Source organism: Erwinia sp. HR93 (assembly GCF_034555055.1).
Lineage (GTDB): Bacteria > Pseudomonadota > Gammaproteobacteria > Enterobacterales > Enterobacteriaceae > Apirhabdus > Apirhabdus apintestini.
The window spans coordinates 3292309-3304772 of record NZ_JAXUDP010000001.1 but is presented as its reverse complement, the minus strand read 5'-3'; the positions used below and the strand labels follow the sequence as shown (position 1 = coordinate 3304772).

General features: G+C 50.0%; 8 protein-coding genes and 1 pseudogene. 6 read left to right on the top strand and 3 right to left on the bottom strand.

Going from position 1 to position 12464, the window contains the following annotated elements; translation table 11 throughout:
- Nucleotides 1–362: 362 nt before the first annotated feature.
- The gene (gene adhE, locus SFA31_RS15420) at nucleotides 363–3041 is read right to left on the bottom strand and encodes a bifunctional acetaldehyde-CoA/alcohol dehydrogenase (RefSeq protein ID WP_322838777.1); all 2679 of its coding nucleotides are present in this window, start codon (nucleotides 3039–3041) and stop codon (nucleotides 363–365) included.
- 433 nt (nucleotides 3042–3474) lie between these two features.
- Between adhE and SFA31_RS15415 the strand changes: the two genes are divergently transcribed.
- The 6 genes and pseudogenes from SFA31_RS15415 (at nucleotide 3475) to oppF (ending at nucleotide 10196) form a co-directional block, all read left to right on the top strand.
- Nucleotides 3475–4110 (top strand): YchE family NAAT transporter, encoded by a 636-nt coding sequence (locus tag SFA31_RS15415; protein ID WP_322838776.1) that lies wholly within the window; start codon nucleotides 3475–3477, stop codon nucleotides 4108–4110.
- Nucleotides 4111–4672: 562 nt separating this feature from the next.
- The gene (gene oppA / locus SFA31_RS15410; protein WP_322839393.1) at nucleotides 4673–6295 is read left to right on the top strand and encodes an oligopeptide ABC transporter substrate-binding protein OppA; all 1623 of its coding nucleotides are present in this window, start codon (nucleotides 4673–4675) and stop codon (nucleotides 6293–6295) included.
- Nucleotides 6296–6354: 59 nt separating this feature from the next.
- Complete coding sequence (oppB, locus tag SFA31_RS15405; RefSeq protein WP_322838775.1) at nucleotides 6355–7275, top strand: oligopeptide ABC transporter permease OppB; 921 nt, start codon at nucleotides 6355–6357, stop codon at nucleotides 7273–7275.
- A gap of 16 nt (nucleotides 7276–7291) precedes the next feature.
- Nucleotides 7292–8200, top strand: coding sequence for an oligopeptide ABC transporter permease OppC (gene oppC / locus SFA31_RS15400; RefSeq protein ID WP_322838774.1), 909 nt, complete (start codon nucleotides 7292–7294; stop codon nucleotides 8198–8200).
- A gap of 12 nt (nucleotides 8201–8212) precedes the next feature.
- Nucleotides 8213–9201: pseudogene (locus tag SFA31_RS15395) on the top strand (ABC transporter ATP-binding protein).
- Entirely contained in the window at nucleotides 9198–10196 is a 999-nt protein-coding gene (gene oppF, locus SFA31_RS15390; RefSeq protein ID WP_322838773.1) for a murein tripeptide/oligopeptide ABC transporter ATP binding protein OppF, read from the top strand. Before SFA31_RS15395 ends, oppF begins: the two are co-directional and overlap by 4 nt.
- 365 nt (nucleotides 10197–10561) lie before the next feature.
- On the opposite strand, the gene SFA31_RS15385 is transcribed toward oppF, so the two are convergent.
- A complete protein-coding gene (locus tag SFA31_RS15385; protein WP_322838772.1) occupies nucleotides 10562–10897 on the bottom strand; it encodes an HI1450 family dsDNA-mimic protein in 336 nt (111 codons plus the stop codon).
- A 41-nt stretch (nucleotides 10898–10938) separates the two neighbouring features.
- Nucleotides 10939–12399 carry a cardiolipin synthase gene (gene cls / locus SFA31_RS15380; protein WP_322838771.1) on the bottom strand — a complete coding sequence of 487 codons (1461 nt, stop codon included), beginning with the start codon at nucleotides 12397–12399 and terminating at the stop codon, nucleotides 10939–10941.
- Nucleotides 12400–12464 lie beyond the last annotated feature (65 nt).

Sequence of the window (12464 nt, the reverse complement as noted above, 5' to 3'; positions counted from 1 at the left end):
AATGATTAGCGATATTTCCATGGGGTGCCCGGCGTTTAGATTTAACGGCTCAACTTTGGCACCGCTTACTCAAAACCCCGGGTCGTCGCTAAACGTTTCACGAAGTGGTGTTCAGGAGCTCAATACAAGCTTCTGGGGGGACCAGCGCTCCGGGAAGTGGCAATATCCTGTGTGCAGGGAAGCTTTAGGTTCTGGCTATAGTGATTTTTTTCTTCGCTATTAGAATAACAAAATGAATTTTAGTATCGCCAGGCAGTATCCGAGCGGGCAGGTCATTACGCTTACGGGATAGGTTTTATAAAAAGGAATAAAAAAGGCCACCTCCTCGGGAGGTGGCCTCAGCCGGGGTTTAGTTTATCTTATTAAGCTGTTTTTTTACTCTTTTTGTCCGCTTTGGCAGGCGCAGCCACGGGCCTGGAGGCTGTGTCGATGCCTTCGTTATATTCACGGCCGTAGTAGGTATCGAGTAAGATTTGCTTCAGTTCAGCGATTAGCGGATAACGCGGGTTAGCCCCGGTGCACTGATCGTCAAACGCATCTTCCGACAGTTTATCTACCTGCGCCAGGAAATCGGCTTCCTGAACGCCAGCTTCGCGAATTGATTTCGGGATCCCCAGATCTGCTTTAAGGGCATCCAGCCACGCCAGCAATTTCTCGATTTTAGCGGCGGTGCGATCGCCTGGTGCGCCTAAACCGAGGTGGTCGGCAATTTCAGCGTAACGACGACGCGCCTGCGGGCGATCGTACTGACTGAATGCGGTCTGCTTAGTCGGATTGTCATTTGCGTTATAGCGGATGACATTACAGATAAGCAGCGCGTTTGCCAGACCGTGAGGAATATGGAACTGAGAGCCTAGTTTATGGGCCATAGAATGGCATACGCCCAGGAAGGCGTTTGCGAAGGCAATGCCGGCAATGGTTGCTGCGCTGTGTACGCGTTCACGGGCTACCGGGTTTTTCGCACCTTCGTGATAAGAAGCCGGCAAATATTCTTTCAGCAATTTCAGCGCCTGCAGTGCCTGACCGTCAGAAAATTCTGAGGCCAATACAGAGACATAGGCTTCAAGCGCATGGGTTACCGCGTCCAGTCCGCCGAAGGCGCACAGGGATTTTGGCATATCCATCACCAGATTAGCGTCAACAATCGCCATATCGGGAGTCAGTGCATAATCCGCCAGCGGATATTTTTGGCCGGTGGTATCGTCGGTAACAACGGCAAACGGAGTCACCTCTGAGCCCGTTCCGGATGTCGTTGTTACTGCGATCATCTTGGCTTTTACGCCCATTTTCGGGAATTTATAGATACGTTTGCGAATATCCATAAAGCGCAGAGCCAGTTCTTCGAAATGGGTTTCCGGGTGCTCATACATTACCCACATGATTTTCGCAGCATCCATCGGGGAGCCGCCGCCCAGCGCGATAATGACGTCTGGCTTGAAGGAGTTCGCCAGCTCGGCCCCTTTACGCACCACGCTCAGCGTAGGATCGGCTTCAACCTCAAAGAATACTTCCGTTTCCACGCCCGCGGCTTTCAGCACGGAAGTGATTTGATCGGCATAGCCATTATTAAATAAGAAGCGGTCAGTCACAATCATTGCACGTTTATGGCCGTCGGAAACGACCTCATCCAGCGCAATGGGTAAGGACCCGCGACGGAAGTAGATAGATTTAGGAAGTTTATGCCACAGCATATTCTCTGCTCGCTTAGCCACGGTTTTCTTATTGATAAGATGTTTCGGCCCGACGTTTTCGGAAATAGAGTTGCCGCCCCATGAACCGCAGCCCAGCGTTAAAGATGGCGCCAGTTTGAAGTTATACAAGTCGCCTATCCCGCCCTGGGAAGCCGGGGTATTAATCAAAATACGCGCCGTTTTCATCTTATCGCCGAAATAGGTAATGCGGGACTGCTGGTTATCCTGATCGGTATACAGGCAAGATGTGTGACCAATGCCCCCCATCGCAACCAGTTTTTCGGCTTTATCAACTGCATCTTCAAAATCTTTAGCGCGGTACATAGCGAGCGTAGGCGACAGTTTTTCATGTGCAAAAGGCTCGCTGTCATCCACCAGTTTAACTTCGCCAATCAAAATTTTCGTGCTGGCCGGTACATTAATACCTGCCATTTCGGCAATTTTAACCGCCGGTTGGCCGACAATGGCTGCGTTTAACGCGCCGTTTTTCAGGATGATGTCCTGCACGGTCTTTAACTCTTTACCCTGCAGCAGATAGCCACCGTGTGTGGCAAAACGCTCGCGCACCGCATCGTAGACTGAGTCAACGACAACCACGGATTGTTCTGAGGCACAGATAACACCGTTATCAAACGTTTTAGACATCAAAATAGAGGCCACGGCGCGCTTAATGTCGGCGCTCTCATCGATAACGACCGGGGTATTTCCGGCGCCAACGCCGATGGCCGGTTTACCTGAACTGTAAGCCGCTTTTACCATTCCCGGGCCGCCGGTAGCCAGAATAAGATTGATATCCGGGTGGTGCATCAGAGCATTAGACAGTTCTACAGAAGGCTCATCTATCCAGCCGATAATGTCTTTTGGCGCGCCCGCGGCGATGGCGGCCTGCAGTACGATATCCGCCGCTTTATTCGTGGCATTTTTAGCGCGCGGGTGCGGGGAGAAAATAATGCCATTACGGGTTTTAAGGCTAATAAGAGATTTAAATATCGCCGTAGAGGTCGGGTTGGTTGTCGGAACGATGCCGCAGATAATACCGGTTGGTTCGGCGATAGTGATGGTACCGAAAGTTTCATCTTCATCCAGAATGCCGCAGGTTTTCTCATCCTTATAGGCGTTATAGATATATTCGGACGCAAAGTGGTTTTTAATCACTTTATCTTCCACAATCCCCATGCCCGACTCGGCAACGGCCATTTTCGCCAGCGGTATGCGCGCGTCTGCTGCAGCCAGCGCTGCAGCGCGGAAAATTTTATCAACTTGTTCCTGAGTGAAGTTGGCGTATTCACGCTGGGCTTTTTTGACGCGCTCAACCAGAGCGTTCAGTTCAGCGATGTTTGTAACGGCCATAATACTCTCCTGATGAATGTTAAACTCTTTTACTAAATCAGCTGCCACTACCTAGAGTATAGCCATCGATTCTGCCGGGGCAGGCGATGGCGGGCGCCAATTAATTTACTAAAAGAGCCTTATCGGCCTCTTTTTTACCGAAGTCAGAGTTTTTGCTGCTGTCGATAAGGTTACTCACTTGTGAGTAATTGTTTTGTGATGCACTTCAAATATACGCGATGCTGACACCATTCAGCAAGGCTTTTTGTTTATTTTTTGCACTAAGTGCACGCATTAAGTGGTATTCATCAGGAGTGAGGGGCTGTGACATCTGAAGAGAATAATTGGTCGTAATCCGCTTTTTCCCAGAGATAAAATAGAGAAAGGAAATGACATAAGCCCTTTTTTTCAATTACATTGTGCGTGTTTCACCATTTATTCGGAGCGTCGAACGGTGTTCGATATAGCGACCTATTTTAAGTTTTTCATTGGGCTTTTTGCGCTGGTAAATCCGGTGGGTATCATCCCGGTTTTTATCAGTATGACCAGCTACCAAAGCGCGCAGGCCCGGCATCGCACCAATCTAACCGCTAACCTCTCTGTTGCTATTATTCTCTGGAGTTCGCTATTTCTGGGGGATGCTATATTGCAGTTGTTCGGCATTTCTATTGACTCTTTTCGCATAGCAGGGGGGATTTTGGTGGTGTCGATTGCCATGTCGATGATCAGTGGCAAACTGGGAGAGGACAAACAAAACAATCAGGAAAAATCAGAAACGGCTATCCGCGAAAACGTTGGCGTGGTTCCTTTAGCTTTGCCGCTAATGGCGGGGCCGGGCGCTATCAGTTCAACCATCGTTTGGGGAACGCGATATCATAACTGGCCTCATTTGCTAGGTTTTGCGACTGCAATCGCAGTCTTCGCAGCGTGTTGCTGGCTGCTATTTCGCATAGCGCCATGGCTGGTACGCCTTCTCGGTCAGACCGGCATTAATGTCGTAACGCGCATTATGGGTCTTTTACTTATGGCTTTGGGCATCGAGTTTATTGTCACTGGAATAAAAGGTATTTTTCCAGGGTTGCTCAGTTAACGAATATGCGGCGATGTGGCCGCCCAGCCATTTTTGCTCAGAAAAGATTGTCCAAAATTAGGTTTTTATAATCTTCCTTTTTTAACGCCCGTCACCAGCATATTCTCCGCATAAATCGGTCAGCCATTAGATCGGATATCTGCAAAAAAGTATTTGTTAAATTTATTGTGTTGTTTTCACTCTTCTTGTTTGTAAATCATTGTCAATTTTAGGTTTCATTGTATTGATTTTTATGGTTAATTTCTAGGTGATGGCTTTACGGTTTGCTGAAAAAGCTGATTATGGGGAAATAATTAACAAAATTGAAAAATAGATTGGCGTGTTTACGATGCTTTTGGTAGCTTCCGATAAAGATGCTTTTGTATTTTAGGCTAACAATTTTCCATGTAGCAAAATTAAAAACCTATTCATGCGTAACTTTAAGAGATAAATGTTGCGATGGGTAGGGCCATCGGCTGGCTATACATTTTCATCTGGCGCTGAAAATAAAAATGTATACAAACACAACTAGCTCGTTAATCGTGAAAATAATAATGAATGGAGCATCTATATCATGAAGTTTATTACTAACATCACTCCCGTTGCCGCCGTTCTGTTAAGCGTCGCGCAGTTTAGCGCCCAGTCTCAGGCCGCAGAGATCCCTGCAGGCACTGCCCTGGCGCAAAAGCAAACGCTGGTTCGTAATAACGGCTCCGAAGTGCAATCTCTCGATCCGCATAAAATTGAGGGCGTGCCTGAGTCTAATATCAGCCGGGATTTATTTGAAGGGCTGATAATCTCGGATACGCAAGGCCATCCCATCCCCGGGGTTGCTCAGAAGTGGGAGAATGACGGCTTTAAAGTTTGGACATTCCATCTACGCCCTGAGGCAAAATGGTCAAACGGCGAGCCCGTCACTGCCCAGGATTTTGTATACGCCTGGCAGCGTTTAGCCGACCCCGCAACCGCATCGCCTTATGCGAGCTACCTGCAATATGGGCACATTGAGAACGTTGATGCGGTAATTGCCGGAAAAATGAAGCCCTCAACGCTGGGCGTTAAAGCGCTGGATGCGCATACGCTTCAGGTGACGCTCAGCGAGCCGGTGCCTTATTTCTATAAATTACTGATCCATCCTTCCATGTCGCCAGTGCCAAAATTGGCGATTGAAAAATTCGGTGAAAAATGGACGCAGCCTGCCAATATCATCACTAATGGCGCCTATACCCTGAAAGATTGGGTTGTGAACGAACGGATTGTGCTGACCCGTAGCCCAGCTTACTGGGATAACGCACGCACGGTAATTGAACAGGTTACGTGGCTGCCTATTGCTTCGGAAGTTACCGATGTTAACCGCTATCGCAGCGGCGAAATTGATGTTACCAACAATTATTTGCCGGTCGAAATGTTCCAGATGTTGAAAAAAACGCTGCCTAAGGAGCTGCGCGTTACTCCCTATATGTGTTCGTATTATTTTGAGATTAATAATAAGAAGCCGCCGTTTAATGATGTGCGGGTGCGTACGGCACTCAAGTTAGGGCTTGATCGCGACATTATCGTGAATAAAGTTAAAAATCAGGGTGACTTGCCCGCCTATGGCTATACGCCACCTTACGCAGACGGTGCGAAATGGACCGTGCCGGAATGGTTTAACTGGAGCCAGCAGAAACGTAATGAAGAAGGGCGCAAACTGCTGAGTGCCGCAGGGTTCGATAAGGTAAAACCGCTTACCGTTCATCTGCTATATAACACGTCCGATCTGCATAAAAAAATGGCCATCGCTACCGCGGCTATCTGGAAGAAAAATCTGGGCATCGACGTAAAACTAGTCAATCAGGAATGGAAAACATTTTTGGATACCCGGCATCAGGGGAATTTTGACGTTGCGCGTGCTGGGTGGTGCGCGGATTACAACGAGCCTTCTTCATTTTTGAACACCATGCTGTCAGATAGCTCGAATAATACAGCGCATTATGCCAGTAAGGCGTTTGATACACTGCTGACTAAAACGCTTCAGACCACTGACGATGGTGAACGCACCGCGTTATATAATCAGGCCGAGCAGCAATTGGATAAAGATTCAGCAATAGTGCCCGTTTACTATTACGTAAATACCCGGTTAGTTAAACCCTGGGTAGGGGGCTATACCGGTAAAGATGCATTAGATAATACTTATACCAAAGACATGTACATTATTAAGCATTAATTAATAGCGGCCTGCGGGGTGATATTTTGCCGCGTAGGCCGCAATAAAAGGCGTAAGCAATGTTGAAATTTATATTACGGCGCATACTTGAAGCCATTCCGACGCTCTTTATTTTGATTACTCTCTCATTTTTTATGATGCGCCTTGCGCCGGGAAGCCCCTTTACCGGTGAGCGTAATTTACCACCTGAAGTGATGGCAAACATTGAGGCTAAGTATCATCTTAATGATCCCATTCTGACGCAGTATGCCAGTTATCTGAAGCAACTGGCGCACGGTGATTTCGGCCCTTCTTTTAAATACAAAGACTATTCGGTAAATGATTTAGTCGGCGCAGCCTTTCCGGTGTCGGCGAAGCTGGGCTTTGCCGCATTTTTGGTGGCCGTGGTATTGGGAATAAGTGCAGGCACGCTGGCAGCGTTAAAACAAAATAGTCTATGGGATTATTTGGTCATGAGCTTTGCCATGACCGGTGTGGTTATTCCGGCGTTTGTCGTAGCGCCGCTATTAGTATTAATTTTTGCTATTACATTGGGCTGGCTACCGGGCGGAGGATGGAACGGCGGTGCGGCAAAATTCATGATACTGCCAACGATTGCACTGTCGCTGGCTTATATTGCCAGTATTGCGCGCATAATGCGTGGCTCCATGATTGAAATATTACACTCACATTTTATTCGTACCGCCCGCGCAAAGGGGTTACCCGCATGGCGCATTATTTTGCGCCATGCGCTACGCCCAGCGCTGTTACCGGTACTGTCCTATATGGGGCCGGCGTTTGTCGGCATTATTACCGGTTCAATGGTGATTGAAACGATTTACGGTTTACCGGGGATTGGACAACTTTTTGTCAATGGGGCGCTGAATCGTGATTATTCGTTAGTTCTGAGTCTGACAATTTTGGTTGGGGCGCTGACGATTTTATTCAATGCGATTGTTGATGTGTTATATGCACTGATCGATCCCAAAATTCGCTACTAAGTAAGGGCGTATCACTATGAGATTGACGAATAATAACAGCGCCGCACTGGAACACTTAAATGAACGACTGGACGTAGAGGGGCGCAGCCTATGGCAGGATGCGCGCCGGCGTTTCATACATAACCGCGCTGCGTTAATCAGCCTGGTGACGCTAATAGTGATTGCTGCCTTTGTGATTATCGCGCCATTTTTGTCGCCGTTTACCTATGACGATACCGACTGGATGATGATGTCGGCCGCGCCTGATAGTGCATCGGGCCACTATTTTGGTACGGACTCTTCGGGGCGCGATCTGCTGGTGCGCGTGGCTATCGGTGGGCGTATTTCACTGATGGTCGGAATTGCGGCCGCGCTGGTGGCTATTCTCCTTGGTACGCTGTATGGCGCACTTTCAGGTTATCTGGGGGGGCGCATTGATGCGGTGATGATGCGCACGCTTGAAATTTTGAACGCATTTCCTTTTATGTTTTTTGTGATTTTGCTGGTGACATTCTTTGGTCAGAACATTTTCCTGATTTTTGTCGCTATCGGCGCGGTGTCCTGGCTGGATATGGCGCGCATCGTTCGTGGGCAAACGCTGAGTTTAAAAGGTAAGGAGTTTATTGAGGCGGCGCGGGTGAGCGGCGTTGCGACCCGAGGCATTGTGTTACGCCATATTGTGCCGAACGTATTGGGCGTAGTGGTGGTGTACGCCTCATTATTAGTGCCGGGGATGATCTTGTTTGAATCTTTTCTTAGCTTTCTCGGGTTAGGGACGCAGGAGCCGCTTAGTAGCTGGGGGGCATTATTAAGCAATGGTGCAAACTCGATGGAAGTTTCCCCGTGGCTATTGCTGTTTCCGGCCGGCTTTCTGGTTGTCACACTTTTCTGTTTTAACTTTATTGGCGATGGCCTGCGCGATGCGCTGGACCCGAAAGACCGCTAAAGGAGCGCGTAAATGACAGGCAACAATAGCGGGAGCCCGCTTCTTGAGGTGACAGATTTAAGCGTTACATTCTCGACGCCGGATGGTGATGTGACGGCGGTTAACGATCTTAATTTTACGCTGCGAGCAGGGGAAACGCTGGGGATTGTCGGTGAGTCCGGCTCCGGGAAATCCCAGACGGCGTTTGCGCTAATGGGGTTACTGGCGAATAACGGGCGTGCCGCAGGCTCGGCGCGCTTTAACGGTAAAGATATCCTGAATCTGCCGGAAAAAAGATGAATAAGATCCGGGCAGAGCAAATTGCCATGATTTTTCAGGACCCGATGACGTCGTTAAATCCCTATATGCGCATCGGCGATCAGCTTATTGAAGTGTTAATGCTACATAAAAAAATGAGCAAAACGCAGGCTTTTAGTGAAGCGGTACATATGCTTGATGCCGTAAAAATGCCGGAAGCGCGTAAGCGAATGCGCATGTTCCCACACGAGTTTTCCGGCGGAATGCGGCAGCGGGTGATGATTGCGATGGCGCTGCTTTGTCGCCCTAAACTATTAATTGCCGATGAGCCGACAACGGCGCTGGATGTCACGGTACAGGCGCAAATAATTAAGCTATTAAATGAGTTACAGAATGAGTTTAATACTGCAATCGTCATGATTACCCATGATTTGGGGGTAGTTGCCGGTATCTGCAATAAAGTGTTAGTCATGTACGCCGGGCGTACAATGGAATATGGCAGCGCGCGCGATATTTTTTATCAGCCGACGCATCCCTATTCGCAGGGCCTGTTGAGCGCCATTCCACGTCTTGATAATGATGACGAGGCGCTGCTGACTATCCCAGGTAATCCGCCTAATCTGCTGCGCCTTCCTCAGGGCTGTCCTTTCCGGCCACGCTGTCCGTATGAAATGAACTGCTGCCAACAAACGCCGCCGCTGGAGGCATTTGCCGCAGGGCGGTTACGCGCCTGCTTTCGGCCGCTGGAGGAATACGCATCATGACCGCAGAGCGTAAAGTCTTACTGGAAGTTGCTGATTTAAAAGTTCACTTTCCTGTCAGCGACGGGCGCCGCTGGTTTTGGCAGCCGCTACCTACCCTTAAAGCCGTTGATGGCGTAACGCTGAGATTGTATGAGGGAGAAACGCTGGGGATTGTCGGTGAATCGGGCTGTGGAAAATCGACGCTCGCCAGGGCGCTAATTGGGTTGGTGAAAGCGACAAGCGGCCGGGTGGCCTGGCTTGGGCAGGAACTTATGCATCTGGACGCCCGGGCGTGGCGCGGAGTACGGCGCGATATACAAATGATTTTTCAGGATCCGCTGGCGTCGCTGGACCCCCGAATGACCATCGGCGATATTATTGCCGAACCGCTGCGGACTTATCATCCGCGCATGCCTCGCCGTGAGATAACGGAGCGCGTGAAAACGATGATGGCACGAGTTGGGCTGTTGCCCAACTTAATCAACCGCTATCCTCACGAGTTCTCCGGTGGGCAGTGCCAGCGTATTGGCATCGCACGAGCGCTAATCCTTGAGCCGAAGCTGGTTATCTGCGATGAACCGGTTTCGGCGCTGGATGTGTCTATTCAGGCGCAGGTGGTGAATTTATTGCGTGAGTTGCAGCAGGAGATGGGGCTGTCGCTGATTTTTATCGCCCACGATCTGGCGGTGGTGAAACATATTTCCGATCGCGTTCTGGTGATGTATTTAGGTCATGCCGTAGAGCTTGGGACTTACGACGAAGTTTATCAACGTCCGCTGCATCCCTACACCCAGGCGCTGATGTCGGCCGTTCCCGTTCCCGACCCTGATATTGAGCGAGATAAACGCATTGCGCTACTGGAAGGTGAATTACCGTCACCGATCCATCCGCCATCCGGCTGTGTTTTTCGCACCCGCTGTCCCCAGGCCGGCGTAGAGTGCGCGCAAACCGCGCCGCTGCTGGAAGGGAGCTTTCAGCATGCCGTCTCCTGCCTGAAGGTGGACCCGTTATCGTGACGTCGGCATCGCCGCGTGGGCGCAGTGTTATACATCCTGCGGCGGTGGGTATTTAATACGGCTGCGGTAGCCTTGGTGTTTCCTTTATCCGTTTATCGGGTAAAAGAGCGGGCGCTTCGGCGCTCGAATGAAAAGCAGTGGGAACCAGGAGGTGCCCGGGCAGCGAAATGGCTATACGCGCTGGCTGGTGATACAGCGTTACAGATGGTGCGGAGCACCGGAGTTTTATCGGGCCAAGCCTTACTTTGCGGTTGGTAACAGAAGCTGAACCGGGCTAAGACTACGCGGTAAATTCACCTGGTAAAATCAATACAGTGTACGAACTGAGTAATTACCTGGCAGTATCGTACACGGTCAAATCGGCCTCAGGCCTCTTCTCGCCACAGGATATGACATAGCTTGTGGCTTTTCTCCCGGCATAGCAGCACGCGAGCGAAAACGTCGTTGATGTCGCCGCCGTCCTCATCGGCAAGCCCAATCACGACTTCTGCGAAGAAGTCCGGATTTAACTCATAATCCACGTGCTCTGCCCACTCGGGAGACGGATCAAATAGTTCAGCGCCGCCGCGCTCTTCAAATTGCAGATTAAATAATAGGATATCGGCCGGTTCCAGATTATCCGGCGCCAGTTCCAGAAAAATATCATAGGCCTGTTCCAGCGTTTCATCTTCGCTCAGGCGATTATTTAGATCCATGTCCATACTGTTAACCGTCTAATTCGTATGTGGGAGTGGCGCTCGTTTTACAGCAATGGGCTAAAGAAGTAAAACAGTCGCTCGACTATTCGCTGCCAGAGCGGGCGTTTTAACCAGCGCGTTTCATCTACCTGCCGTGAGTGGGAAATATAATCATCCTGGACCGTCGCCAAATCGGCGCCGAAACCGTCGTCGTCAATAACCAGCGTAATTTCGAAGTTTAGCCATAAGCTGCGCATATCCAGGTTAACGGTACCCACCAGGCTCAACTGCCCGTCGACGAGTACGCTCTTTGTATGCAATAAACCGCCTTCAAACTGATAGATTTTTACCCCGGCGAGCAGCAATTCGGTAAAAAATGCGCGGCTGGCCCAGCCGACCAAAATAGAGTCATTTTTACGCGGAATAATAATACTAACGTCTACTCCACGCTGAGCTGCGGTGCATATTGCGTGCAGCAGATCGTCGCTGGGCACGAAGTAGGGCGTGGTCATGATAAGGCTTTCTGTGGCGGCATAAACCGATGTTAGTAACGCCTGGTGAATCAAGTCCTCAGGAAAACCCGGCCCGGATGCGATAGTCTGGATGGTATGCCCGCTGGCCTGCTCAAACGGCATTAGGTTGGTGTCCGGCGGCGGCGGTAAAATACGCTTCCCGGTTTCGATTTCCCAGTCGCAGGAATAAATAATGCCCATTGAGGTGGCGACCGGCCCCTCCATGCGTGCCATTAAATCGACCCACTGGCCTACGCCGGCACTTTGTTTGAAGTAGCGTGGGTCGACCATATTCATACTGCCGGTGTAGGCGATGTAATTATCAATCATGACCATTTTCCGATGCTGGCGCAGGTCCATACGCCGTAAAAAAACGCGCATCAGGTTCACTTTTAGGGCTTCGACCACTTCAACGCCGGCGTTGCGCATCATATTCACCCAGGGGCTTCGAAAAAACGCAACGCTTCCTGCGGAGTCCAGCATCAACCGGCAGTGCACGCCGCGACGCGCCGCCGCCATCAGGGATTCTGCGACTTTATCCGCTAGCCCGCCGGGCTGCCATATATAAAACACCATCTCAATGTTATGGCGCGCAAGCTGGATATCGCGAATCATTGCCTGCATAACATCTTCAGAACTGGTCAAAAGCTGTAATTGATTTCCTTTGACCTCGCCGATACCCTGCCGGCGTTCACAAAGCTGAAACAGTGCACGAGCGACATCGCTATTTTCGGTAGCGAAAATGGGTTTACAGGTCTTCAGCTCCTGCAGCCATTTTGCTGTGGAAGGCCACATCGCTCGCGCTCGCTCCGCGCGACGTTTGCCAAGGTGTAGCTCCCCTAGCGACAAATAGGCGACAATACCGACCAGCGGCAAAATATAAATAATCAGCAACCATGCCATGGCGGAAGGAACTGCACGGCGTTTCATCAAAATACGCAATGTCACGCCGGCAATTAACAACCAGTAGCCTAAAATGATCAGCCAACTCACGACGGTGTAGAAGGTGGTCATAGTTTAAAATCCTTTCGAAAGCGGTCGTTAAGAGTGTACGCACAACGTCGGCGTCAGGAAACCTA